The organism is Streptomyces sp. NPDC001480 (genome assembly GCF_042894725.1).
In the GTDB taxonomy this organism is placed as follows: Bacteria; Actinomycetota; Actinomycetes; order Streptomycetales; family Streptomycetaceae; genus Streptomyces.
This window is the reverse complement of the sequence record NZ_JBIAVX010000047.1, coordinates 1-25415: the sequence shown is the minus strand read 5'-3', so window position 1 is coordinate 25415 and position 25415 is coordinate 1. Positions and strand designations below refer to the sequence as shown.

The following is a 25415-nucleotide window of genomic DNA, read 5'->3' as shown; positions in this document are numbered from 1 at the left end:
CTGCCACTTCGCGTACGACGACGAGGAGACCTGCATCGCCGAGGTGCGCTACCTCCTCTCGCTGCTCCCGCAGAACAACCGCGAGAACCCCCCGCACGCGGCGACGTCCGATCCGGCGGACCGGCGTTGCGAGCCACTGCTGGACCTTGTGCCCGTCGACGGCAACCGGGCGTACGACATGACACAGGTGATCGAGGAGATCGTCGACGACGGCGAGTACCTGGAGGTCCACGAGCGCTGGGCGCGGAACATCGTCTGCGCGCTGGCCCGCCTGGACGGCCAGGTGGTGGGCATCGTCGCCAACCAGCCGCACAGTCTCGCGGGTGTGCTGGACATCGAGGCCTCGGAGAAGGCTGCCCGCTTCGTTCAGATGTGCGACGCTTTCAACATCCCGATCGTGACCCTGGTGGACGTGCCCGGCTTCCTGCCGGGCGTGGACCAGGAGCACGGCGGGATCATCCGGCACGGCGCGAAGCTGCTCTACGCGTACTGCAACGCGACCGTGCCGAGGATCTCGCTGATCCTGCGCAAGGCGTACGGCGGCGCCTACATCGTCATGGACAGCCAGAACGTCGGCACGGACCTGGCGCTGGCCTGGCCCACGAACGAGATCGCCGTGATGGGCGCGGAGGGGGCGGCCAACGTCGTCTTCCGCCGTCAGATCGCTGGGGCGGAGGACCCCGAGGCGATGCGCCGGGAGATGGTCGATCAGTACAAGGCCGAGCTGATGCATCCGTACTACGCGGCCGAGCGTGGTCTGGTCGACGACGTCATCGATCCGGCCGAGACCCGCGAGGTGCTCATCCGGTCCCTGACGATGCTGCACGCCAAGCATGCCGACCTGCCGTCCCGCAAGCACGGCAACCCCCCGCAGTAGGCCGGTGGCCGGATCGAACGAAGACCTTCTGGTCTGTTTTCGGGTGCCTGTCTCCTGGATTTCCGCTGGAGCTTCGCCCGTGTTCGTGGGCAGACTGACGGGCCCCTTCGTGGGGAACGGTGCGCCAGCAGGGGCTGGTTCGGATCTTGTTTGTCTCTCGAGTCACTACAGAGCGGACATTGACAAACCGACTGTGCTGTTTTCTAATGGACGAAGGGCCGGATACCGCACGCGAGCCAGGGGAGACGGCGTGGACATCCATCTGCTGGGCGTACTGAATGTCACGGAGAACGGGGCTCCGATCACTCCGACCGCTCCGAAGCCGCGGCAGGTACTTGCCCTGCTGGCGCTGAACGCCGACCATGTCGTGCCGTTCTCCACGCTCATCGAGGAACTGTGGGGGGACAAGCCGCCGCGCAGCGCCCGCACCACGCTGCAGACATACGTGCTCCAGCTGCGCGAGCTCATCGCCGCCGCCCTGCTGCACGACGATGCCGGAGCGCAGCCCCGCACCGCCAAGGACGTCCTGGTCACCTCGCCCGGCGGCTACCTGCTCGTGAGCGGGGGTGGTCGCAGCGACGTCGCCGAGTTCGAGCGGCTCGCGGGCCTGGGCTACCGGGCCATGGACGCCGGTGACTTCCCCGGCGCCGCCCGTAGGCTGGGCGAGGCACTCGAGCTGTGGACCGGCACGGCCCTCGCTGACGTACAGACCGGGCCGCAGCTCGCGATGGAGGCCAAGCGGCTGGAGGAGAGCTGGCTGTGCGCGCTGGACCAGCGCATCGAGGCCGACCTGCGACTGGGCCGGCACCGCGAGCTGCTCGCCGAACTGACGGTACTGGCAAGCCGCTACCGCACCCACGAGAACCTGCACGCCCAGTTCATGGTGGCGCTCTACCGCTCGGGCCGGCGCGGCGAGGCCCTCAGTGTCTACCAGCGGCTGCGCACCACCCTCGTACAGGAGCTGGGACTGGAGCCGTCCGTACGGCTGCGCCGGCTCCAGCACTCCCTGCTGACGGCCGCCCCGGAGACCACCGACCTTCCCGAGCCGCACAAGTCACGCCTCCCGGAGGACCTCGCGCACGTCGGCTGACACGGTGGGGCGGCGCCCCGGTCACCGTCCAGCAGACCTCCCACCTCCGTCCGGGTACGACAGCCCGGCACCGACCACCTGGAGCAGGCGAATGACCAGTGAACCGCACACGCCGGCGGACCCGGTCCCCCAGGCGCCCGCCGACGTGCTCGCCGAGGTCACGGCGGTGGTGGTCGGCATGCTGCGGCTCGAGTCCGGGACGGTCGACACCGAGCAGACCTTCCAGGCGCTCGGTATCGACTCCCTGCTGACCGTGGAGTTCATCTCCTCCGTCAACCAACGCTTCGGCACCCGCATCACGGCCGGTGCCCTCTACGACCACCCGACACCCACCGCGCTCGCCCGGCATGTGGCGGCCGAACTGGGTATGCCGGGGCTGGAGTCCGAGGCCGAGCCCGCGACCGGAGGCGCCTCCGTCGTCGACGTGCTGCGCGAGCGGCTCGCCGGGCTCCTGTGCTGCGGACCCTGGGACATCGACGCCGACGTCCCCTTCCGGTTGATGGGCATCGACTCCATCCTCGGCGCCGAGTTCGTATCGGAGGTCAACCGCGCCTACGGGCTGCGGGAGAAGGCCGGCGTCCTCCACGACCACCCCACCCTCGCGGACCTGGCCGCCCATGTGGCCTCCCGTGCCGTCCTCGCGGCCACGGCGGCCCCGGCCGTCCGGGTGCCCCGTGACACCACCGACCTGGACGCGCTGCTCGACGCCGTCCGCGACGACCGCATCAGCATCGACGAGGCGGCCGCCCTGCTGGCCGCCCGCGCGGCCTGACGACACGAAGGACGCACGGCCGGACATGGACAACGTGGGGCTCGACCACCTGGACCACAAGGAAATTCTGCGGCAGTTCAAGGACGGGACCTTGGACCGCGGCCATGCGCTGACCCTGCTTTCCGGAGCCTTCCGGGCCGACGCGGGAAGGCCGGAGCCCGGCGAACCGGCGCCCACCGCCGCACCGCCGCCCGTCGACGAGGGCATCGCGGTCATCGGGCTGTCGGGCCGCTACCCGCAGGCGCCCGACCTGGAGGCGTTCTGCCGGCAGACGCTGGCCGCCCGGGACACCGCGGCCGTACCCGCCGGGGACGCCACCGGCACACCGGCTGAGCGCGGTCATCTCCTCGATGGCCTCGACGAGTTCGACCCCGAGTTCTACGGACTGACCGAATCCGAGGCCGCACTGACCGACCCCCGGCTGAGGCTCTTCCTCGACACGGCCTGGGACGCCCTGGAGAACGCCGGGTACACCGGTGCCCGGCTGGAGGCCCTCACCACCGCCGACGGGGACGCGCGCAGCGTCGGCGTCTGGGCCGCGGCCGGCTCCGGCGAGCCGCACGCGGACGGCACCTGGGTCCTGCCCAACCGGCTGTCCACCCTGTTGGACCTGCGCGGGCCGAGCCAGTCGGTCGATACCGCCGAGTCCTCCTTCCTGGTCGCCGTGCACCTCGCGGCCACCGCGCTGCGGGCCGGCGAGTGCGCGGCGGCCCTCGTCTGCGGCCTGGAGCTGCGGCCGCGAGGCGTACGGCATCAGGACGGCGCTGGAGAAGGGGCGGGAGCCGTGCTGCTCAGACCGCTCGCCGCGGCCCGCGCCGCCGGCGACATCGTCCAGACGGTGCTGCGCGCGAGTGCCGTCGTCCACACCGGGCGCGGTGACGGACGCGACAGCGACGCCCGCCTCACACGCAGGACGCTGTCCGCCGCGGATCTCCAACCCGCCGACGTGACTCTGCAGGAGACCGGGGCATCCGTGGCCCGGGCCGTCGGCCGGGCCGGTGCCGCGATCGGCGCCGCGGTGCTCACCAGGGCCGCGCTGCAGATCCGGGCCGGCACACTCGCCCCCGCCCGGCCGGATGCGGACGCTCTGCCCTGGCCCCGCACGCGCGACGCACAGGGCGCCGAAAGGGCGCGCCGCGCGATGGTGACCGTGCACGGTGTCGGAGGCACCGCCGCCCAGGTCGTCCTGGAGGAACCGCCCCCGGCCGGTGAGCACTCCGACCCACCGACGCCGGACCACCGAGGCGAGGAACTGCTCCTGATGTCGGCACCCACGCCCACCCACCTGGCCGCCACGGCCCGGCGGATGGCGGACTGGCTGACGGCGGCTCCCGACGGCACGGAAGGCACCCCGTCCCTGGCCGCGCTGGCCCGCGAACTCCGCGTCGGCCGGTCCGCGATGAACTGCCGACTGGCGCTGACGGCTCGGGACACCGGCACTCTCGCGGCCGCACTCGACGCCGTGGCGCGCGACCCGTATCCCGGGGAGGGGCCCGTGCGCTGCGCCGAGGTGGGTCCGGCCCTCGGCGAGCCGCCCCTGGCCGATCTGCCCGAGACCCGCGACTACCTGCGGGCCCTGTGGCGCGGCCGCCGCTTCGAGCAGCTCGCCCGGCTGTGGCTGGCCGGCGTCGACGTCACCGTGGCGGCCGAGCCGGGACCCCGCGTGATGTCCCTGCCCGCGACCGTGCGGCTGCCCAGGGCGCTGCCCGGCGGACCGGCGACGGAGCGGGAGCGATGACCGGCACCTGGCAGCGGGGCCGGCTCGACGGCCCCCGGGAAGCCGCACCGGTCAAGCTGTGGTTGTGCTCCAACGAGGACCTGGCCCCCGAGGTCGCGGGAATCCTTGCCGCGCACTGGCTCGACGAGCAGGAACACGACACCGCGGGCCGGTTCCTGTTCGAGCGCGACCGGCGCCAGTACCTGGTCGCGCACACCCTGGTGCGGCGGGCGCTCGCCCTGGAAGCCGGTCTTGCCGAGGCCGAGCTGGTCATCTGGCGCTCCTCGCGGGGGCGTCCCTTCCTCCAGCCCCCGGCCGACGGGCTGCCGCGTGGTGGACCCCGGCTGGACTTCAACCTGTCGCATGCCAGCGGTTACAACCTTCTCGGCATCGTCCGCGATCACCGCATCGGCGTGGACATCGAACTGCTCGACCGGGACGATCACGCGATCAGCACGGTGCTCGGGACGTTCACGCGGGAGGAGCAGGCATGGGTGGCCGAGGCCGGCCCCGGGCGGGAGCGGCAGCGTCGCGTCCTGCGCCTGTGGACGCTGAAGGAGGCGTACTCCAAAGCCCGGGGTCTCGGACTGGGGCTGGACTTCGACTCGTTCGCCTTCACCCTGGCCGACCACCGTGGTGTCCAGGGCTTCCGCCCGCCCGAGGACGACCCGATGCGGCGGTGGCATTTCGCCGAACTGGAGCCCGTGCCCGATGTGCTGGTGGCGATCGCCGTACAGGCGGGCGGCCTGACCACGCCGGTGATCCACCTGCACCACGGCTTCCCCTGGAACCGCTCGACACCGCACCGCATCGCGCTCTCCGAGTCGGTCGGCGGCCGGGAACCGGACCCCGTCGGCGTGTGAGGCCCGCCTGCCGCGCGGCGAGGGACGACGGTGTCGTACGGACGCCGGCGTGCTCGGCCGGGTGTGCTCCTGAGGTCGGACGGGGTCGTTGCCCGATTGCGCCGGTGCGTGGCACCTGTGTGGCGCCGTGCGGTTGCCGGTGCCGGTCAGCGGATCGCCGTGGGGGTCAGGGCGGTGCGGATGTCGGCGGTGATCGCCGAGGTCAGCGGGGCCGGGTCGGTCTGGAAGTAGAAGTGGCCGCCGGGGAAGGTGTGCAGGCCGAGGAACGTGCCGAACCGGTCGGCCCACCCCGCGAGCCGTCCGGGCGGTGCCGCCCGGTCCCGCAGGCCGGCGAACGCGGAGGCGGGTACCGGCAGCGGGGCGCGAACCGGGGCGGGTCGCCAGGTCCGGATCAGCCGCAGATCGGCGCGGACGACGGGGGCGAAGACCTCCCACAGTCCGGGATCCCGCAGCACCCGGTCCGGGGCACCGCCCAGCAGCGTCAGCGTGTCGCGCAGTCCTTCGTCGGACAGATCGCGGCCCGGGAAGCGCGCCGAAAGGCCGTGCACGGGGTCCGGCACATCGCATGCCGAGATGCCCAGCCAGCACGGCAGCGGACGGCCCTGCTCGGCCAGCCGCCGGGTCAGCTCATAGGCGACCAGGGCGCCCATGCTGTGGCCGAAGAAGGCGAACGGCCTGTCGGTGGAGCCCAGTTCGGGGCCGAGCCGGTCCAGGAAGTGGTCGACCAGGGCATCACCGTCGGAAATGAGGGGAAGATTCATGAGCCGTCCGTGGCCCGGGGCGTCCAGCGGACGGATGTCCCAGTTCCGGGGAAACAGCTCCAGCCAGTTCTGGAACACCAGGCTGGAGCCGCCCGCGTGGGGAAGGACGAAGAGGCGCGGCCCGCTGTCCGTCTCGGGCTGCCGCGCGCCCTGCGCGGCGGGAACGTGGAATTCCATCTTGACTCCGTCCGAACCGGTGGTGTGGCTCCCGTGCTGTCCGCGACTGACCGCACGAAATGCGCCGGACCGGTCGACGATAACGTCCTGAAATGCGGTGACAGCGGAATCAGGAGTTCGCTTCGAGCACTGGTAGGGGTGTTCTCCAGCGATTCAACTCCCCAGCACAACAACCCAATTGGAGGCCCGCTCAAGGGCAGCTGGAGGAAAACGATGGAAGGAGACGGACCCCGCTAGCGTGGTCGTGGCGCAGAATTCTGGCCATCGAAAGAGACACGGACAAGGAGTTCGACGACGCTCGACGTACGGAGGAGACCGTGAGGATTCAGGTTCTGGGTCCATTGAACGCAGAGGTCAACGGGGGATCGATCGTACCGTCGGCGGGCAAGCCGCGGCAGATTCTTGCACTGCTCTCGCTGTATCCGGGGCGGGTGGTGCCCGTTCCGACCCTGATGGAGGAAATCTGGACGAGTGATATGCCGCGGAGTGCGCTCACCACCTTGCAGACGTACATCCTGCAGCTGCGCAAGAGGCTGGGCACCGCGATGGGGCCGGGTGCCCCGTCGAGCGTCAAGGACGTGCTGACCACCCGGCACGGTGGATACATGCTCCAGATCGCGGACGACTGTGTCGACGTGCACCAGTACGAGCGGCTGGTGCGGGAAGGACAGCAGGCCTTCGAGAAGGGGGACAACGAGGTGTCCGCCGATCGGTTCAGGGCGGCACTCGACCTGTGGAAGGGGTCCGCGCTGGTCGACGTGCGGACCGGGCCCGTGCTGGAGATCGAGGTCAGGCGCCTGGAGGAGAGCCGGCTGGTTACCGTGGAGCGACGGATCGACGCCGACCTGCGGCTCGGGCGCCATGCCGAACTCCTCGCCGAACTGGCTGAGCTGACGGCGCGTCACCCGCAGCACGAGGGGTTGCACTCCCAGGTCATGGTGGCGCTGTACCGTTCGGGCCGGCAGGCGGGGGCCCTGGAGGTCTACCGCAGGCTGCGGATGCGGCTGATCGACGAACTCGGTGTCGAGCCCTCGCCCCAGCTGCAGCGGCTGCACCAGGCCATGCTCGCCGTGGACCCGCTGCTGGACGTGATGGCCGGTCCGCGGCGCACCTCGACCTTCGACCTCTTCGCGGCGGCCTGAGCTGCCCCTGGGCACACGGACGCCGGGCTGCCGCGCCAGGGGCTAGCGGCGCGGCAGCCCGGGAAGGCAGCCGTCCCGCAGCGGAAGGGGAACGGGACGGCGGCTCGGGAGTGGTTCCTCAGCCGAGGCGGGAGGCCACGGCCGCCGACACCCCGGTGATGTGCTGCAGGAGGTAGAAGTGGCTGCCGGAGAAGACCTCGAGAGCGAAGGGCCCCGTCGTGTGCTCCCCCCAGGCGGCGGCCTCCTCGTGCGTCACCTGCGGATCCGTGTCACCAGTGAGGGCGAGGACCGGGCAGGTCAGCTTCGGCCCGGGGGAGTGCCGGTAAGTCTCCGCGGCGCGGTAGTCGGAGCGGACCATCGGCAGCACCATGCGCAGCAGCTCCGGATCGGACAATACCTGCCGGTCCGTGCCGCCGAGCTGGACGATGTGGTCGAGCAGTCCTTCGTCGTCCCTGAGGTGTACCTGCTCGTCCCGTACCCGGGAGGGCGCGCGGCGGCCGGAGACGACAAGCGTGTGCACAGTCATCCCGCGTGCCTGCAGCCGGGTCGCCACCTCGAAGGCCACGGAGCCGCCCATGCTGTGCCCGAAGAAGGTCACCGGCCGGTCCAGCCACGGCCGCAACTCCTCGGCCAGGATGTCCGCCAGCTCGGTGACGCTGTTCACGCAGGGCTCGTGACGCCGGTCCTGCCGGCCCGGGTACTGGACCGCCAGGACGTCCGCGTCGGCCGAAAGGGCCTTGGAGAACGGGAAGTAGAACGACGCCGAGCCGCCGGCGTGCGGGAAGCAGACGACGCGGTGCTCGGCATCGGGCACCGAATGGAATCGTCGGAGCCAGGCACTGGCCCCGACGGTGGTCTGCACGGTCACGTGGTTCTCCCCCCGGTTCGGTGAGGTCTCATCGTGGAACAGGCCGGTCGAGCATTGCTCGAACCGGCCGTACGGTGCTTGCGCGGGCCGGTCCCGTGAGGTTCCGGCCGGGGCGCGTCGGGTCAGGCCGCCGCTCCGAAGGGCAGGTCGGTTCCGGACGCGCTGCCGGTCCAGCGCAGCAGAGTGGCGCCGATCGACATGCCGCCGCCGAATCCCGCCAGCAGCAGCAGGTCACCGTCCTTGAAGGCACCCTGGCGGTTGGCCTCGTCCAGCGCCAGCGGAATGGAGGAGGCGCTGGTGTTGCCGTGTTCGGCGACCGTCAGGTGGGTGCGTGCCCTGGGCAGTCCGAGCGTCGGCACGATCTGGCCGAGCAGGACGCCGTTGGCCTGGTGGGGGATGAAGTGGTCGACTTCCTCGGGGCCCACGTCGAAGGCGTCGAGCACCTCCGACACCGCCCGGGGCAGCTCCTGCTGCACGTACTCGAAGACCGCGCGGCCGTTCATCCGGAAGAAGTGCCCGCCCTCGGTCACCGTCGCCGCGGACGCCGGGGCGCGGCTGCCGCCCGCCCGGACGTGGATCAGGTCGTGGCTGGCGCCGTGGCTGGCCAGATGGGAGCCGACGATGCCCTGGCCGGCCGGGACGGGGCCGAGTACGACGGCACCCGCGCCGTCGCCGAAGAGGATCGCGGTGCGACGGTCGGCGGGATCGATGATCCGGGAGTAGATGTCGGCGCCGATCACCAGGCCGAGCGGGGCGCGGGTGGTGCCGGTGGACCCGTCGGCCAGCAGACCCGCCATGGTCACCAGGGCGAAGACGAACCCGCTGCACACCGAGTTGATGTCGAATGCCGCCGCCCGGGTCGCGCCCAGCCGGTCCTGCACCAGGCAGGCGGTGGCCGGTTGCGGATGGTCGGGGGTGGAGGTCGCCACCACGATCCAGCCCAGCTCGTCGGCACGGATCCCCGCGGAGTCGAGGGCCGCCCGTGCGGCGTGGACCGCGAGGTCCGAGGTGGCCTCCTCGGCGGCGGCGTAGCGGCGGGCGCGGATCCCGGTCTTTCGCTGGATCCACTCGTCGGTGACGCCCGCCCGCTCGGCGACCGGCTCGTTCGAAATCTTTGCTTCCGGCAGATACGAGCCGGTGCCGAGAATGCCTATGCCCCCCGCGCCTGGCCCGGGGGCGGTCTGATCGGTCACTAGCGACTCCCGTTCGATCCTGTGATCACGGCATTCGCCGAAATCGGATATCCCTGGTGCCATGACGTGGCTTGTCACCACGTTAGGGAAATCGTCAGTATGCGGTACACCCCTCATTCAGAATCACCTGTGGGGTGGTCGCTTCCCGGGCATAGGGGTTTCGGCCAGTCGTGCCCCGTTTAGGGGTTGCCGGGTCCGAAAGCGGCCCTTAATGTCCTGGGCAGGCACAGGAAAAGATTCGGCAAACAGCCTTCCGGATTTCCGCCGGCGGTGGAAAAGCGAAACCGCCCGGGCGGCCGACGGGGGACGAACGGCCGCCCGGACGGCGGACTGTGGCCGGGGCCCGGGCGGTTACGGTCCGTCCGGGCCCCAGGGTTCAGGATTTCGGGACTTTGCCGCCCACCGGCAGCAGGTCGGTGCGCTCGGGAGGAGCGGCCAGCAGACCGGGGATCCGGCCGGTGATCGGTGCCAGCTCCGTACCGTTCAGCGCGGTGGTGTGGGCCTTCTCGTCGGCCCAGATCTCCGAGATCCACACCGCGGTGGGGTCGTTCTGCGGCACGGACACGAGGAACAGCTCGCACGCCTCGGTGTCCTTCAGGGCGTCGGCCGCCTCCAGGAAGCACTCCTTGAGTTCGTCCCGTCGGCCGGGCTGCGCCGTGAACTTTGCGTGGAAGGCGTACGTCCCCATGGCTGTTCCTCTTTTCCGCGTCGTCGTGCCGTGCTGGTGGTGGCGGTCCGTGGCCGCGGGCGCGGCCCCGGGGTCACCGGGCGGGCTTCCGGTTCAGCCGACCGAAGACGGCGGCGATGACGGCGGCGAGGATCACACAGGCCGCGGCGATGCTGAAGCTGGTGTTGTAGGCGTGCACCGTCGGGACCTGGGTGCCCTTGATCGTGTCGGAGGCCAGCAGCGCCGCGGTTGCGGAGCCGGCGATGCTGCCGCCCACCAGCCGGGAGAGGCTGTTGACGGCGCTGGCCACGGCGGTCTTGGACGGTTCGACGTGCTCGACCGCCATGGTGCCCAGGGCGGCGAAGGACAGGCCGACACCGAGGCCCAGCAGGGTCGTGGCCACGTACAGGTCGTAGGAGTGGTCGTGGCGCGCGACGAACCAGAGGCTGGACGCGGCGGCGACCACGGAGCCCGCGGCGACCAGGTTGGAGGCCGAGTAGCGGCGCACCAGTCCGCCGGCGAAGGTGGAGACGACCAGCATGAGCAGGGTCGTGGGGAGCAGGAAGATGCCCGCGCCGAGGACCGAGGCGCCGAATCCGTAGCCGACCTGCTTCGGGGTCTGGACGAAGTTCGGCATCAGGGTGAAGCCGGCGAACAGCGCGAAGCCGAGCAGCATGGAGGCCAGGCTGGCGCCGACGGTGCCGCGGTGGGTGATCATGCTGATGTCCACCAGCGGTTCCGCCGTACGGCGCTCCACGACGACCCACAGCGTGACCAGCACCACCGCGCCGGCGAACAGGCCGAGGATGCCGGCGGAGCTCCAGCCCCAGGACTTGCCCTGGCTGATGCCCAGGAGCAGGCAGACCAGGGAACCGGCGAGCAGGATCGCTCCGGGCAGGTCGGGACGGCCCCCGGTGGGCGGGCGGACGTCGCGTACGGCCAGTGCCGTCAGGACGGTCGCCGCCGTGGACATGGCCGCCAGGATCCAGAAGACGCTGCGGTAGCCGCTGCTGTACTCGGCGATGACACCGCTGAGCAGAAAGCCGAGGCCGACGCCGATGCCCATGGTGGCGCTCAGGATGCCGATGCCGGAGGCCATCTTCTCCGGCGGCAGCAGGTCACGTACCGCGCCGATCGCCAGGGGGATCATGGCTGCGGAGATGCCTTGCAGGACGCGGGCGACGATCAGCATGCTCAGTGAGGTCGACACGGCGCCGACCACCGATCCGGCGACGAGCAGCCCCAGGGTGAGCAGCAGCATCTTGCGGCGGCCGTACATGTCGCTGAAGCGGCTCAGCAGCGGTGTGGCGATCGCGCCGCACAGCATGCTGATGGTGAACGCCCAGGACACGGACGTGACCGAGGCGTGGAGCGACTGCTGGAGCCGGGGCAGCAGCGGCAGCACGGCGCTCTGCTGGATGGTTGCGGTTGCTGCCGCGATGGACAGCGACACGACGACGAACCACGAGCGGCCGGCCGTCGGGCGGTCTTCGGCCGCCTGGGTGACGGGGGGAGTTTTGGTGGATGCCATGGTGACCACCTCCGTTGAGTAACTTGGGATGAACAGTCAGGACGTGAGTCCGGCGGCTTGCGCCCCCGGATACATAACTAAGTTAGGTAACTTTTCGTGGGAGCGCAACCCGTGACCGAGCCCCTTTCCGATGTGTCCGTCTCCGCCGCCGAGCCCCTGATGGCACTCGCGCCGAAGCTTGCGCAGCTCGGGACGGCCCTCTCCCGTGGACGCGTCCACGAGAAGGCCACCGAGCTCGCCGATGTCTCGCTCGAGCGCCCCGCCCTGCAGATCCTGCTCACCCTCCTGGGGGCGGGCGGTCCGCTGCGGGTGGGCGAGATCGCCGCCGAGATGCAGGTCGAGGGTCCGCACGTGACCCGGCACGCCCAGCGGCTGGAGAAGAAGGGCCTGGTACAGCGCGTCGTCGATCCGCAGGACCGACGTGCCCGGCTGATCGAGCTGACCCCCGAGGGTGGCGCCCTCGCCCGGCGCTACCGCTCGGTCGTGATGAACTGGCTGGCCCGGGCGATCGTCGACTGGTCCGAGCAGGACCGCGACGAACTCGTCCGCCTGGCCACCCGCATGGTCGACGACATCCTCGACTACCTGCGGGAAGAGGTGGGCGACGACTGAGGGGCGGGGGCCGGCCTGCGGCGGGGCGTCAGGGGGTGTTGTCCGGGGGGGAGAGGTGTGCCGTGCGTGGAGGTGGACGGCGGGACTGTGCGGTGAGCGGTGGGTGCGGGGCATCTGTTCGTCCGTGCGGATGGCCGGTGGTGTCCGTCCGGCAGGGGACGGTGTCCGTCGGCGGGTGTGGGGGGTGGGCCGGTCGCCCGGGCGTGCCAAGGCGGCCGCGCACAGCGGATCGGCCGTGCGCGGCCGGTGGACGGGGCGCGGCGGCCGCGACCGCGATAAGCCGGACAACGTCAGCTGATGTTGGCGTAGTGGTCCCAGCCCGCCCCCACGGCGACCGGCGCCTGGAAGGTGGCCAGCGGGTTGCCCGGATCGAAGACGCGGCTGTGCGTGTGCGCCACCAGCGCGCCGTCGGCCCGCACGCCCACCAGGTCCGGCTTGCCGTCGCCGTTGACGTCGGTGATCGTCAGGGTCCGGTAGGCGTCGAAGCCGCGGCCGACGGGGTACCAGGTGCCCTCGCCCTCGGCCGGGTAGCCGTCCTCCCGCTTGCCCGCGGCGAAGAAGTCCACCGCGGACAGGTCGCCGTTGGGGTGCCTGACCAGCAGGTCCGGCTCACCGGTGCCGGTGACGTCGGCCAGGCCCACGGGGGTGTCCGTGGTGCCGAGGGTGGTGAAGTGGATCGGGGGGCCGAAGGTGTTGGTGCCGTCGACCTTGCCGAGGCTCGGGATGAAGTGGATCTCGCCGGTGCCCTCTAGGCGCCCGATGATGTCCGTGGTACCGCTGCCGGTGATGTCGCCGATGGCGATGGTGTCGTAGGAGACGTCGGGCAGCTTGCCGCCCACGTGCAGGGCCTCGCCGAGGGTGTTGAGCCCGTCCAGGCCGCCCTGGTTGAGGTGCAGCAGGCACTTGTTGTCGGCCGTGATGACGATGATGTCGGCCAGGCCGTTGCCGTTGAAGTCGCCGGCGCCGATCCACTGGCAGGAGGCGAACTCCGCGCCGCGGGCGATCAGCACGGGAGCGCCGTAGGTGTCGAGCCCGTTGTACCAGCCCGTGTGGGGGTGGACGTAGAGCTCGGCGGCCTCCGGGTCGCACGCGAGGATGTCCGGCCTGCCGTTTCCGGTGAACGAATAGGACCTGCCCACGGCAGGAATGTGGCTCTTGCGCATGCCTACTCCCGATCAGGAAATTAAATGCGTCGCTCGGGAAGGGTACGAAAGCACGGCCCGGTCCCATAACCCCTATTGCCGTCCACGCCCACCAGCCTGCTACCCCTAAAGTTTCACGCGCCCCCGGCAGGCGACCCCTACGGTACCCCTAATGCGGGTTTTTCCACTCGGTTCCGTTTGCGTTCGCCGCCTAGGGGGTGGGGGATGCAGGGGTTTTCCTGGCTTGTGCGAACAGGGGTTCTGCGAGTCATCGGCGATGAATAGCCTTGCCGCGAGGAAGACGTCAGGAGCGGCTCTGCGGAAAGGCTGAAACGCACATGGGGAATCCGGTTTTCTGGCGGGAACTCGCGGGAGACAACCCGGACGAGCTCGTCCTCGCCATCGACTTCGACGCCACGGGACGCCCCGACGCCCGATTCACCGACCTGGTCGGGAACATGGGCCCGGGATTCACCGTCTGGGAGACGGTCGCGCAGTCCATGGCGTCCGAACCCGGCACCGACGGCCAGGAATACGTGGCGCGCTGGGCCGAGGAGATCCGCGCCACCGGGCGCCGGGTGGGCGCCGTACTCGGCTTCTGCGTCGGCAGCGTCTACGCCACCGCCCTGGCCGACCACGTCGAGACGTGGCAGTCGGAGCGGCCCCGGACGGTCTTCTTCGACCCGGAGCAGGCCTCGCCACTGAGCATGTACTGGCAGTACCGCAAGGTCATCGAGCTGATGTCCCCCGCCCTGTCGGCCGCGGAGGTCGCCGAGGCCGAGGACGCCGGACAGCGGGCCTACGAGGACGCCGAGAGCCTGGCCGGTCTGGGCTCCGAACTCCTGGAGCAGTTCGACCGGCTGGGCGAGGTCGCGTTCGGGCGGATGGGCCTGGACGCGGAACGCCGCGCCGAACTCTCGCACACCTTCACCGGCTTCATCTCCTATCTGTCCGCCTCCGCCGACATCGACCCCGTGGCCGGCTGGCGCCAGGGCGCGGCCATCAGCTCGGGCACCCCCACCAGCGGTCTCAACGCGCTGCGCGCGACCGCCCCGGGCGCCGACAAGGAAGCGGTGGCCGAGGAGATCCGCTTCGCGACCCAACACACCGAGCTGCTGCGCGACCCGGAGGTCGCCCGAGCGGTCAGTGGCCTGCTGCTCCGCGCCGGAGTCTAGGGCCCGGCGGAAGGACAGGGAGGAACTGCTCATGCACACGACGCCGAAGAGGGACGCCGGTACTCGGCGGGCACCCTCGCCGCTCCTCGCCAGCCGTAAGGAGCAGGCGCTCTGGCTGCTGGAGAAGCTGGTGCCCGACAGCGGGGTCAACAACCTCTCCGTCGCGTTCCAGGCCGACGGCAGGCTGGGCGGCTGGGAGCTGCAGGACACCGTCGACCGGCTGATGAAGCGGCACGAGGCGCTGCGCACCGTCTTCCACGCCGGACCCGGCGGCCTCGTCAAGCAGGCCCTCCACCCCGACGCGATGCGGGTCCCGGTCGAGACGCACGAGGTCGAACCGGCGTACCTGGAGGAGGAGGTCGGCGCTTTCATCCGCCGCCCGTTCACCCTGGACGGGACGCCTCTGGTGCGCGCGGCGCACTTCCGCACCGACGACGGGGACGCTTTCTGCCTCGCCGTGCACCACATCGTGTTCGACACCATCTCCTCCGCCATCCTGCTGGAGGAGTTCGCGACGCTGTACGACGCGGCGGCCGCGGGCCTGGAGCCGCCGGCCGAGCTGGACCGGCAGGAGTCCGCCCGCCGCGAGCCGCGGCCCAAGGACGCCAGCCTCGCCTACTGGCGCGAGCAGCTGCGGGACTTCGACCCCGCGGGCATGGACCTGTGGTGCGGCACCCCGGACATCCCCGAGCCCACCCTGATCGGCGGACGCACCACGCACGTGCTCTCCGACGCCGCCCGCGACGCCGTACGGCGGCTTCAGAAGCAGCTGCGCGCGCCGGAGGCCGTAGTGCTGCTGGCCGCGTACTGCCTGCTGCTCGCCCGCCACGGCGCCGGGCCGGATGTCGTCGTCGGCTCGCCGGTCAACGTGCGTGGACCTCGCGACCAGCGGGCCATCGGCTACCACGTCAACGCCCTGCCGCTGCGCGTGCGGGTCGACCTCACCGCCGGATTCGACCGACTGGTCGCGCAGGCACGCGAGGTGTTCTTCGGTGCCTTGCAGCACACCGACGTCCCCGTCGACGTCCTGGTGCCGGAGCTGCGCACCGACGGCGGATCGTGGCGCAACTCCGTGTTCCGTCACCTGTTCAACTACGTGCCCGACAGCGGCACCCCGGTCTTCGAGACCGCCGGCCTGACAGCGCGCCGGCTGCTGGTCGAGAACGGCTACAGCAAGTTCGACCTCGAGTTCTTCTTCCTCTCCTCGCCGGAGGCGCTGAAGATCCGCGCGGTGTACTACGAGGAAGTGCTGCGCGAGGCCGAGGCCGAGGCCCTGCTGCGGCGGTTCGACGCGCTGCTGACCGACCTGGGTACGGACCCGCTGCGCCCGGTGGGCAAGGTCTGCGTGTGGAGCGAGCAGGACCGCGAGGTCGTGGCGGCGGCCAATGCCACCACCCGGCCCCTCGTCCCTGAGACGCTGCTGGAGGCGGTGCACGCGCGCGTGACCGCCGTCCCCGACGCCGTGGCCGTGGAGGCGGGCGACCGGCGGGTGACGTACCGACAGCTGTGGCGGGCGGCGGTGGCCGTCCGGGACACGCTGCGCTCGACGGGGGCAGGCCGCGGAGACGTCGTCGCCCTGGCCGCGAGCCGCAGTCCCGAACTGGCCGCGGCGGCCCTGGGCGTCTGGCTCGCAGGGGCCGCCTACCTGCCGCTCGACCCTGACCACCCGGAGAAGCGCCTGGCCTATCTGCTGGAGGACTCGCAGACCCGGGCGGTGCTCGCCGCACCCGGCGTGACGGTGCCCGCCGCCGACGTTCCGGTGCTGCCGCTGGTCCCGGTCGAGGATGCCCCGGCGACGACGGACGAGGAGACGGAGCCGACCGCGCCGCGGCCGGAGGACTGCGCCTTCCTCATCTACACCTCCGGGTCGACCGGCAGGCCCAAGGGCACGATCATCAGCCACCGCGGCGCGGCCAACGTCATGGCCCACTTCACCCAGGAGCTCGGGGCCGGCCCCGACACGGTGACGGTGTGGCTGACCACCTTCACCTTCGACATCTCAGCGCTCGAGCTGTACCTGCCGCTCGTCAACGGGGGCCGGCTGGTCGTGGCCCCCGACGCCGCCCGCACCGACGGATCGATTCTGCGGGACCTGGTGGAACGTCACGGCGTGAATGTCGTCCAGGCCACGCCGACCACCTGGCGCCTGGTCGTCGCGGACGACACCGTCGGCACATTCACGGGCTGCCGGGCCGTCTCCGGCGGCGAACCCCTGCCGCCCGCGCTCGCCCGCCGTATCGCCGCGGCCGGCTTCGAGCTGCGCAACGCCTACGCTCCCTCCGAGACCACGATCTACTCCACCTGCGGGACGGTGGCCGCAGACGCGGCCCAGGTCGACATCGGCCGGCCGATGGCCAACACCGTGGCCTTCATCGCCGACCCCGACGGCCGTGAACTGCCGGTGGGCGTGCGCGGCGAACTGTGCATCGCCGGCACCGGGGTGGCGCTCGGCTACTTCAACCGGCCCGAGCTGACCGCCGAACGCTTCGGCGACCACCCCGAGCTGGGCCGGTTCTACCGCACCGGCGACCTCGCGGCCTGGCGGCCGGACGGCCGCCTGGAGTTGTCGGGCCGGGTCGACCGCCAGGTCAAGGTGCGCGGCAACCGCATCGAGCTCGGCGAGGTGGAGGCGGTGCTGCTGGACCACCCGCTGGTCCGCGGCGTCGGCGTCGTCGTGGTGGACGACGCGCTCGGCAACGCCACGCTGGTCGCGTTCGTCGAGGGGCCCGCCGAGACCGCCCAGGACGAGGACATCGCCGAGCGCCTGTGGGAGCACGCGCACGCGGTACTGCCACTGGCGGCCGTACCGCAGGAGTTCCACGTCGTCGAGGCGCTGCCCACGACGGTCAACCAGAAGGTCGACTACCTGGCCCTCGCCCGGCTCGCCGGGGAGAAACGTGCCACCAGGGCCGAGCAGGAGGGCGCCGGCATGTCCGACACCTACGAGGACGAACTGGTCGGCCGCCTGGTGGGCCTGTGGCGTCGGGTGCTCGGCCGCGCCGACGTCCACGCCCGCTCCAACTTCTTCGCCAACGGCGGCCACTCGCTGACCGGCGCGCAGCTCGTCCAGCTGGTCGAGGAGGCCACGGACGTGAAGGTGAAGCTGGCCGACCTGTTCGCCCAGCCGACGCCCGCCGGCTTCGCGGCCCTGCTGCGCAGGGAGGGCGGGGCGTGATGACCGACATCAGGCAGCCACTGGGAGAGCAGATGGATTCCGTCGTCGCCGCGGTGCTCGACGAGAGCACCACCTCCGCGACCTTCCTGTCCCTGACGGTGCCCGAGACCTACCAGGGCGCGGTCGTGCTCAAGGAGGAGGCCGGACTCTTCGAGGGCCTGGACACCCGGGACAAGGACCCGGCGAAGGCACTGCACCTGCGGGACGTGCCCACGCCCGTGCCCGGCCCGGGTGAGGCGCTCGTCGCGGTGATGGCCAGCTCCATCAACTACAACACGGTCTGGAGCTCCATCTTCGAACCGCTGCCCACCTTCGCCTTCCTGGAGCGCTACGGCCGCTCCCGCCCGTCCGCGTCCCGCCACGACCAGCCCTACCACGTGCTGGGCTCCGACCTGTCCGGTGTCGTGCTGCGCGCAGGGCCGGGAGTGCAGCGCTGGCGCCCCGGTGACCGGGTCGTCGCCCACTGTCTGTCAGCGGAGCTGGAGTCCGCCGACGGCCACGACGACACGATGCTCGACCCGGACCAGCGCATCTGGGGCTATGAGACCAACTACGGCGGGCTCGCCGAGCTGGCGCTCGTCAAGGCCAACCAGCTGATGCCCAAGCCCGCCCACCTGACCTGGGAGGAGGCCGCCTGCTCGGGCCTGGTCAACTCCACCGCCTACCGACAGGTGGTCTCCCGCAACGGCGCCCGCATGAAGCAGGGTGACACCGTACTGATCTGGGGTGCCGCCGGCGGCCTGGGCAGCTACGCGACCCAGCTGGCGCTCAACGGCGGAGCCATCCCGGTGTGTGTCGTCTCCGACGAGCACAAGGCCGACCTGGTGCGGTCCATGGGCGCGGAGCTGGTCATCAACCGTGCCGAGGAGGGCTACCGGTTCTGGAAGGACGCCGACACGCCCGACCCACGGGAGTGGAAGCGGTTCGGCGCCCACATCCGCGAACTGACCGGCGGCGACGACCCGGACATCGTGGTCGAGCACCCGGGCCGGGAGACCTTCGGCGCCAGCGTCTACGTGGCCCGCCGCGGCGGCACCGTCGTCACCTGCGCCTCGACCTCCGGATACCGCCACGACTTCGACAACCGCTACCTGTGGACGTCGCTCAAGCGGGTCGTCGGCACTCACTTCGCCAACTACCGCGAGGCGTGGGAGGCCAACCGTCTCATCGCCAAGGGGCTCATCCACCCGGCGCTGTCCGTGGTGCACCCGCTGGTGGACGTCGGGGCGGCCACGCGCGCGGTCCACCGCAACCAGCACAGCGGAAAGGTCGGCGTGCTCTGCCTCGCCCCGCGCGAGGGCCTCGGCGTCGAGGACGTCGCGCTGCGCGAACGCCACCTGGAAGCGATCAACAGGTTCCGTGTGCCGCCCCAGGAGGCGGCCGCCGCGACGGGGGACGACTCATGACCGTACAGACCGAGGCGAGGCCGTTGTCCGAGGCCCTGCTCGCCCGGCTGCCCAAGGCGCCGGACCGGGACGGCGCTCCCGTCGCCGATGCCGCGCGCGAGCTCGTCGGCCGCTATCTGCGGCGCGCCGCCGACCTGCACGCCGAGTCCTACGCCTCCCGCGAGGACATCGACACGGCGATGCGACTGGGCTGCGGGCTGCCCAAGGGCCCGCTGGAGCTGCTCGCCCAGGGCACCGGTGTCCCGCTCGCCCCGGACGCGACGGGCGACTCGGCGGTGGACGCGCCCGTCCGGCCGGTGCGGCGGGTCGGTGTCGTCGGTTCCGGCACGATGGCACGGGGCATCGCCGAGGTGGTTGCCGCCGCGGGCCGCACCACGCACCTGGTCGCCCGCAGTGCCGCCAAGGCCGAGGCGGCGCGAGACGCCGTCGCCGGCTCCCTGGAGCGCCGGGTACGACGAGGCAGGCTCGACGCCGCGGCCCGGGACGTGGTGCTGGCCAACCTGCGGACCGAGGACGGTATGTCCGCGCTGGCCGACTGCGACCTGGTCGTGGAGGCCGTCGCCGAGGAATTCCCCGTCAAGCGGGCGGTCTTCGGTGAGCTGGACGCGGTATGCGCTGCGGACACCGTCCTGGCCACCACGACGTCCAGTCTGTCGGTGGGCCAGTGCGCCCAGGTCACCGGGCGTCCCGGCGACGTGATCGGGCTGCACTTCTTCAACCCGGCGCCCCTCATGGCTCTGGTGGAGGTCGTGCGCACCCCGGACACCTCCCCGACGGCGCTGGCCACCGGGCACGCTTTCTGCCGGGACCTGGGCAAGACCACGGTGGACTGCTCCGACCGGACCGGATTCATCGTCAACTACCTGCTGTTCCCGTTCCTGAACGACGCGATCCGCATGCTCGAGGAGGGCCGCGCCGAGGCGACGGACCTCGACGTGGCGGTCGAGCGCGAGTACGGCCATCCGATGGGCCCGTTCACGCTCCTGGACGTGGTGGGACTCGACGTCTCGCTCGCCATCCAGCGCAGCCTGCACGAGGCGTTCGGGCAGGCGGCACTCGCCCCCGCGGAAATGCTCGAGCACCTGGTGGCCGACGGCCATCTGGGACGCAAGAGCGGTTCGGGTTTCTACCGCTACTGAAACCGTCGCCGTTCGCCCCACATTCGTCAGTTTCCCTTCAGCGAGCGCTTTTTCTGTGATCGCACCGAGCGGAGGTCGTACAGCAAGATGGCCGTCAAAGACGAACCGATCGCCGTTGTCGGAATGGCCTGCCGGCTGCCACAGGCAGCCGATGTGCGCGCTTTCTGGAAGCTCCTGGAGGAGGGGCGGGACGCGATCACCGACGTGCCCGCCGACCGGTGGGACGTCGACGAGCTGTACGACCCCGACTACTCGGCCCCCGGAAAGGTGAGTGTCCGGCGCGGCGGGTTCCTCGACCGGGTCGACCGGTTCGACGCCGCGTTCTTCGGCATCGCCCCGCGCGAGGCCGCGATGATGGACCCACAGCAGCGGCTGGCCCTCGAACTGGGCTGGGAGGCCATGGAGGACGCCCGCATCGTGCCGGGCGACCTCAAGGGCAGCCGCACCGGCGTCTTCGTGGGCGCCGCGTCCGGCGACTACACGGCCCTTCTGCACCAGCGCGGCCTGGAGGCCATCACCCAGCACACCCTGACCGGCAACCACCGGGCGATCATCGCCAACCGCGTCTCCTACCTGCTGGGCGTGCACGGGCCGAGCCTCACCGTGGACGCCGCCCAGGCCTCCTCGCTGGTCGCCGTGCACCTGGCCTGCCAGAGCCTGCTGCGCGGCGAGTCCGACGTCGCCCTGGCCGGCGGGGTCAACCTCAACCTCGCCGTCGAGGGCGCGGTCACCATCTCCAAGTTCGGCGGACTGTCACCCGACGGCCGCGCCTACACCTTCGACTCCCGCGCCAACGGGTTCGTACGGGGCGAGGGCGGCGGCGTCGTCGTGCTCAAGCCGCTCGCCCGTGCGCTCGCCGACGGTGACCGCGTCCACTGCGTCATCCGTGGCAGCGCCGTCAACAACGACGGCGCCACCCCCACACTGACCACCCCCGACGCCCAGGCGCAGGCCGCCGTCATCCGAGCCGCCCACGAGCGGGCCGGGGTCGACCCGGCCGATGTCGCCTACGTCGAACTGCACGGCACCGGCACCAAGGTCGGCGACCCGATCGAGGCCACCGCGCTGGGCGACGCCCTCGGCCGGGCCCGGAACGCCGGGACGCCGCTGCTGGTGGGGTCCGCCAAGACCAACGTCGGCCACCTCGAGAGCGCGGCCGGCATCGTCGGTCTGATCAAGACCGCGCTGAGCATCCGCCACGAGCGGATCCCCGCGAGCCTGAACTTCGCGGAGCCCAACCCCGCCATCGACCTGGACGCCCTGAACCTGCGGGTGCCCACCGAGACGGTCTCCTGGCCCGCCGACGGGGGCCGGCCGGCCGTGGCCGGTGTCTCCTCCTTCGGCATGGGCGGCACCAACTGCCACGTCGTGCTGGCGGCTTCCCCCGAGCAGGCCGGCGAGGAGACGGCGCCCGCGCCGGAGGCCGCCGGGGGTGTGCTGCCCTTCCTGCTGAGCGCCAAGAGCGCGGGCGCGCTGCGCGGTGCGGCCGAGCGGCTGGCCACGACCGTCGCCGACGAATCGGTCCGACTGCCCGACGTGGCCCGCTCGCTGGTGGCCTCGCGGTCGGTGTTCGAGCGGCGTGCGGTGGTCGTCGCCGCCGACCGGACGGAACTGCTCGCGGGCCTGCGCGGCATCGCGTCGGGCGAGGCGCCGGGCTCGGTGGCCGAGGGCGTGGCCGGCGGAGACGGCCGGGCGGTGTTCGTCTTCCCCGGCCAGGGCTCGCAGTGGACCGGCATGGCCGCCGAACTGTACGAGACCGCCCCGGCGTTCCGGGCCCGGCTGGACGAATGCGCGGCCGCCCTGGAGGAGTTCACCGACTGGTCCCTGCCGGACGTGCTGCGCGGGACACCGGGCGCCCCGTCGCTGGACTCGGTGGGGGTCGTACAGCCCGCTCTGTGGGCGATGATGGTCTCCCTCGCCGAACTGTGGCGCTCCTACGGCGTCGAACCGTCCGCCGTGGTCGGGCACTCGCAGGGCGAGATCGCCGCCGCCGTCGTGGCGGGCGCGCTGTCACTGCGGGACGGCGCGCGCGTCGTGGCCCTGCGCTCCCAGCTGCTGGAAGCCCTGAGCGGGCGCGGCACCATGGCCTCCGCCGCGCTCTCCGCGGCCGACGCCGAGCAGGCGCTGCTGCCCTGGGCGGGCCGGATCGGGGTGGCCGCGGTCAACGGCCCGGCCACCACCGTGGTCTCCGGCGACCTCGACGCCGTGGAGGAGTTCCTCGCCCAGTGCGAGACCCGGGGCGTGTGGGCCCGCCGGGTCGCTGTGTCCATCGCCTCCCACTCGCCGCACGTCGAGGAACTGCGCGAGCGGCTGCTCGCCCTGCTCGCCGACGTCACCCCCCGAAGCTCCGTGGTCCCGCTGTACTCCACGGTGACCGGGGACCGCATCGACACCGCCGGCATGGACGCCGGCTACTGGTACCGCAACCTGCGCGGCACCGTCCTGTTCGAGCCCGCCGTGCGCGCGCTGCTGGCCGCCGGCCACCGCCTCTTCGTCGAGTCCAGCCCGCACCCGGTGCTCACCTCTCCGCTGCAGGACACCGCCGCGCACGCCCTGGACGACGCCGACGGCGCCGTCGCCTCCGTCGGGTCCCTGCGGCGCGACGACGGCGGCCTGCGCCGCTTCCTGCACCACGCGGCCCTGGCCCACGCCGGTGGGGCGCCCGTCGACTGGACCACCGTCCTGGACGGCCTGGGCGTCGCGGACCGGCTCACCGACCTGCCGACCTATGCCTTCGACCGCAAGCGGTACTGGCTGCCCGACGGCCGGCGCACCGCCGTGCCCGCCGCGGCACCGGCCCCCGCAGTGGCCGCCGCGGACGACGAGCCCGAGGCACATGAGGCGGAGGCCGCGTCCCCGCTGCAGGCCCGGGTACTGGCCGCGCCGGACGCCGAGCGGGCGCGCATCGTCCTGGACGCGGTCCGCACCCAGGCCGCCCTCGTCCTCGGGCACGAGCGTCCGGAGGACGTCGAGGCACAGCACACCTTCCGGGAACTCGGCTTCGACTCGCTCACCGTGGTCGAGCTCCGCAACCGCCTCAGCGCGGCCAGCGGCCTGCGGCTGCCGCCGTCCATGATGTTCGACCACCCGACCCCCGCCGCGCTCGCCGGTCATGTCCTCGCCGAACTGCTCGGCACCGAGGACGCCGGGCGCCAGGTCGGCCGTACCCGTTCCGCCACCGACGACGAGCCGATCGCCATCGTCGGCATGGCTTGCCGCTACGCTGGCGCCGACACCCCCGAGGAGCTGTGGCGGCTGGTCGCCGAAGGCGTCGACGCCATCTCCGAGTTCCCCGACAACCGCGGCTGGGACCTCGACAACCTGTACGACCCCGACCCGGAGAACCGCAGCACGAGCTATGTGCGCCAGGGCTTCTTCCTGCACGACGCCGACCGCTTCGACGCCGAGTTCTTCGGCATCTCGCCCCGTGAGGCGACCGCGATCGACCCGCAGCAGCGGCTGCTGCTGGAGACCGCGTGGGAGGCGGCCGAACGGGCCGGACTGACCGCCGCGTCGCTGCGCGGCAGCCAGACCGGGGTGTACGTCGGAGCGATGGCCCAGGAGTACGGCCCCCGGCTGCACGAGTCGGCCGGCGGACTGGAGGGCTACCTGCTCACCGGCAGCACCATGAGCGTCGCCTCGGGCCGTATCGCCTACAGCTTCGGCCTGGAGGGCCCGGCGGTCACCGTCGACACCGCCTGCTCCTCGTCGCTGGTCGCCGCCCACCTCGCGGTCCGGGCCCTGCGCAATGGCGAGTGCACCCTCGCGCTGGCCGGCGGCGTCACCGTCATGTCCAGCCCCGGCATGTTCCTCGAGTTCAGCCGGCAGCGCGGGCTGGCCCCCGACGGCCGCTGCAAGCCGTTCGCCGCCGCCGCCGACGGCACCGCGTGGGGCGAGGGCGTGGGCATGCTCGTACTGGAGCGGCTGTCCGACGCCCGCGCCAACGGCCACCGGGTGCTCGGTGTCATCCGCGGCTCCGCCATCAACCAGGACGGCGCCAGCAACGGGCTGAGCGCCCCCAACGGCCGCGCCCAGGCACAGGTCATCCGCCAGGCGCTCGCCGACGCGGGCCTGTCCCACACCGATGTCGACGTGGTCGAGGCGCACGGCACCGGCACCTCCCTCGGCGACCCCATCGAGGCCCACGCGCTGCTCGCCACCTACGGCAAGGACCGCGGCGACACGGCGCCCCTGTGGCTGGGGTCGTTGAAGTCGAACGTCGGTCACACCCAGGCGGCGGCGGGGGTGGGTTCCATCATCAAGATGGTGATGGCGATGCGGCACGGGGTCCTGCCGAGGTCGCTGCACATCGACGCGCCCTCACCGCACGTGGACTGGTCGGCCGGTGGTGTCGAGCTGCTGGCCGAGGAGCGTGCGTGGGAGGTGGAGGGTCGCGCCCGCCGGGCGGGTGTCTCCTCGTTCGGGATCAGCGGCACCAACGCGCACCTGATCGTGGAGGAGGCCCCCGCCGAGGATCGCGCCGAGCCGGCCCAGCCGTCCACCGGCGCGCTGCCGTTCGTGCTCAGTGCCAAGAGCGCGGGCGCGCTGTCCGGCGCCGCGCGGCGGCTGGCTTCCTTTGTCGCTGATGAGTCGGTCGGACTGGGCGATGTGGCGGGGTCGTTGGTGGTCTCGCGGTCGGTGTTCGAGCGGCGTGCGGTGGTGGTGGCGGCGGACCGTGCGGAGCTGGTGGCCGGTCTTGAGGGCCTGGCGTCGGGTGTGCTGCCGGGGCATGTGGCTGAGGGTGTGGCCGGTGGGGACGGGCGTGTGGTGTTCGTCTTTCCCGGTCAGGGCTCGCAGTGGGTCGGTATGGGTGCCGAGCTGTATGAGTCGGCGCCGGTGTTCCGGGCCCGCCTTGAGGAGTGCGCGGCCGCGCTGTCGGAGTTCGTGGACTGGTCGCTGGTCGATGTGGTCCGGGGTGTGGAGGGTGCGCCGGGCTTCGACCGGGTGGATGTGGTGCAGCCGGCGTTGTGGGCGGTGATGGTGTCGCTGGCCGAGCTGTGGCGTTCGTACGGGGTTGAGCCCTCGGCTGTGGTGGGGCATTCGCAGGGTGAGATCGCCGCGGCTGTGGTGGCGGGTGGTCTGTCGTTGCGGGACGGCGCCCGGGTGGT

Annotated in this window: 18 protein-coding genes; 12 read left to right on the top strand and 6 right to left on the bottom strand. The window is 71.8% G+C overall.

Translation table 11 applies throughout. The features are described from left to right. From ACFY01_RS45915 to ACFY01_RS45895, 5 genes are all read left to right on the top strand, one after another. Positions 1-877: acyl-CoA carboxylase subunit beta (locus ACFY01_RS45915; protein ID WP_390741746.1), on the top strand; the 877-nt coding region annotated here is incomplete at its 5' end. Positions 878-1127: 250 nt separating this feature from the next. Continuing rightward, a complete protein-coding gene (locus tag ACFY01_RS45910; RefSeq protein WP_390741745.1) occupies positions 1128-1967 on the top strand; it encodes a BTAD domain-containing putative transcriptional regulator in 840 nt (279 codons plus the stop codon). Between the two features lie 91 nt (positions 1968-2058). Next, on the top strand, positions 2059-2739 hold the full coding sequence (locus tag ACFY01_RS45905) for an acyl carrier protein (RefSeq protein WP_390741744.1): 681 nt from the start codon (positions 2059-2061) through the stop codon (positions 2737-2739). A gap of 25 nt (positions 2740-2764) precedes the next feature. Next, entirely contained in the window at positions 2765-4477 is a 1713-nt protein-coding gene (locus ACFY01_RS45900; protein ID WP_390741743.1) for a beta-ketoacyl synthase N-terminal-like domain-containing protein, read from the top strand. Next, positions 4474-5319, top strand: a complete 846-nt coding sequence (locus ACFY01_RS45895; protein WP_390741742.1) for a 4'-phosphopantetheinyl transferase family protein — start codon at positions 4474-4476, stop codon at positions 5317-5319. The genes ACFY01_RS45900 and ACFY01_RS45895 overlap by 4 nt, the downstream gene beginning before the upstream one ends. A gap of 146 nt (positions 5320-5465) precedes the next feature. Here ACFY01_RS45895 and ACFY01_RS45890 read toward each other — a convergent pair whose 3' ends face one another. Further along, entirely contained in the window at positions 5466-6257 is a 792-nt protein-coding gene (locus tag ACFY01_RS45890; protein ID WP_390741741.1) for a thioesterase II family protein, read from the bottom strand. Between the two features lie 317 nt (positions 6258-6574). On the opposite strand from ACFY01_RS45890, the gene ACFY01_RS45885 reads away from it, so the two are divergent. Continuing rightward, positions 6575-7399, top strand: a complete 825-nt coding sequence (locus ACFY01_RS45885) for a BTAD domain-containing putative transcriptional regulator (protein WP_390741740.1) — start codon at positions 6575-6577, stop codon at positions 7397-7399. Positions 7400-7517: 118 nt separating this feature from the next. Here the strand turns inward: ACFY01_RS45885 and ACFY01_RS45880 are convergent, their stop codons facing one another. From ACFY01_RS45880 to ACFY01_RS45865, 4 genes are all read right to left on the bottom strand, one after another. Beyond that, positions 7518-8261, bottom strand: a complete 744-nt coding sequence (locus ACFY01_RS45880) for a thioesterase II family protein (RefSeq protein WP_390741748.1) — start codon at positions 8259-8261, stop codon at positions 7518-7520. Positions 8262-8389: 128 nt separating this feature from the next. Further along, positions 8390-9460 (bottom strand): 3-oxoacyl-ACP synthase III family protein, encoded by a 1071-nt coding sequence (locus tag ACFY01_RS45875; protein WP_390741739.1) that lies wholly within the window; start codon positions 9458-9460, stop codon positions 8390-8392. A gap of 376 nt (positions 9461-9836) precedes the next feature. Next, positions 9837-10148 (bottom strand): putative quinol monooxygenase, encoded by a 312-nt coding sequence (locus tag ACFY01_RS45870; RefSeq protein WP_390741738.1) that lies wholly within the window; start codon positions 10146-10148, stop codon positions 9837-9839. 73 nt (positions 10149-10221) lie between these two features. Further along, positions 10222-11658: an MFS transporter gene (locus ACFY01_RS45865; protein ID WP_390741737.1), complete on the bottom strand. Its 1437-nt coding sequence runs from the start codon at positions 11656-11658 to the stop codon at positions 10222-10224. Between the two features lie 111 nt (positions 11659-11769). Here ACFY01_RS45865 and ACFY01_RS45860 point away from each other — a divergent pair, with 111 nt between their 5' ends. Next, positions 11770-12270, top strand: coding sequence for a MarR family winged helix-turn-helix transcriptional regulator (locus ACFY01_RS45860; protein WP_390741736.1), 501 nt, complete (start codon positions 11770-11772; stop codon positions 12268-12270). A gap of 290 nt (positions 12271-12560) precedes the next feature. Here the strand turns inward: ACFY01_RS45860 and ACFY01_RS45855 are convergent, their stop codons facing one another. Continuing rightward, a complete protein-coding gene (locus ACFY01_RS45855) occupies positions 12561-13433 on the bottom strand; it encodes an FG-GAP repeat domain-containing protein (RefSeq protein WP_390741735.1) in 873 nt (290 codons plus the stop codon). 317 nt (positions 13434-13750) lie between these two features. Here ACFY01_RS45855 and ACFY01_RS45850 point away from each other — a divergent pair, with 317 nt between their 5' ends. From ACFY01_RS45850 to ACFY01_RS45830, 5 genes are all read left to right on the top strand, one after another. After that, positions 13751-14587 carry a hypothetical protein gene (locus ACFY01_RS45850; protein WP_390741734.1) on the top strand — a complete coding sequence of 279 codons (837 nt, stop codon included), beginning with the start codon at positions 13751-13753 and terminating at the stop codon, positions 14585-14587. A 31-nt stretch (positions 14588-14618) separates the two neighbouring features. Further along, positions 14619-17762, top strand: coding sequence for an amino acid adenylation domain-containing protein (locus ACFY01_RS45845; protein WP_390741733.1), 3144 nt, complete (start codon positions 14619-14621; stop codon positions 17760-17762). A gap of 32 nt (positions 17763-17794) precedes the next feature. After that, complete coding sequence (ccrA, locus tag ACFY01_RS45840) at positions 17795-19168, top strand: crotonyl-CoA carboxylase/reductase (protein WP_390741747.1); 1374 nt, start codon at positions 17795-17797, stop codon at positions 19166-19168. After that, positions 19165-20307, top strand: a complete 1143-nt coding sequence (locus ACFY01_RS45835; protein WP_390741732.1) for a 3-hydroxyacyl-CoA dehydrogenase NAD-binding domain-containing protein — start codon at positions 19165-19167, stop codon at positions 20305-20307. The genes ccrA and ACFY01_RS45835 overlap by 4 nt, the downstream gene beginning before the upstream one ends. 87 nt (positions 20308-20394) lie before the next feature. After that, positions 20395-25415 (top strand): beta-ketoacyl synthase N-terminal-like domain-containing protein (locus tag ACFY01_RS45830; protein ID WP_390741731.1); only part of this gene is annotated, 5021 nt, incomplete at its 3' end.

Excerpts from the sequence above, each read along its gene's own strand:
- ACFY01_RS45835 (WP_390741732.1), top strand. The coding sequence starts at position 19,165 with ATGACCGTACAGACCGAGGCGAGGCCGTTGTCCGAGGCCCTGCTCGCC.
- ACFY01_RS45895 (WP_390741742.1), top strand. The coding sequence starts at position 4,474 with ATGACCGGCACCTGGCAGCGGGGCCGGCTCGACGGCCCCCGGGAAGCC.
- ccrA (WP_390741747.1), top strand. The coding sequence starts at position 17,795 with ATGGATTCCGTCGTCGCCGCGGTGCTCGACGAGAGCACCACCTCCGCG.
- ACFY01_RS45855 (WP_390741735.1), bottom strand. The coding sequence starts at position 13,433 with ATGCGCAAGAGCCACATTCCTGCCGTGGGCAGGTCCTATTCGTTCACC.
- ACFY01_RS45850 (WP_390741734.1), top strand. The coding sequence starts at position 13,751 with ATGGGGAATCCGGTTTTCTGGCGGGAACTCGCGGGAGACAACCCGGAC.
- ACFY01_RS45905 (WP_390741744.1), top strand. The coding sequence starts at position 2,059 with ATGACCAGTGAACCGCACACGCCGGCGGACCCGGTCCCCCAGGCGCCC.
- ACFY01_RS45890 (WP_390741741.1), bottom strand. The coding sequence starts at position 6,257 with ATGGAATTCCACGTTCCCGCCGCGCAGGGCGCGCGGCAGCCCGAGACG.
- ACFY01_RS45900 (WP_390741743.1), top strand. The coding sequence starts at position 2,765 with ATGGACAACGTGGGGCTCGACCACCTGGACCACAAGGAAATTCTGCGG.
- ACFY01_RS45845 (WP_390741733.1), top strand. The coding sequence starts at position 14,619 with ATGCACACGACGCCGAAGAGGGACGCCGGTACTCGGCGGGCACCCTCG.
- ACFY01_RS45865 (WP_390741737.1), bottom strand. The coding sequence starts at position 11,658 with ATGGCATCCACCAAAACTCCCCCCGTCACCCAGGCGGCCGAAGACCGC.
- ACFY01_RS45870 (WP_390741738.1), bottom strand. The coding sequence starts at position 10,148 with ATGGGGACGTACGCCTTCCACGCAAAGTTCACGGCGCAGCCCGGCCGA.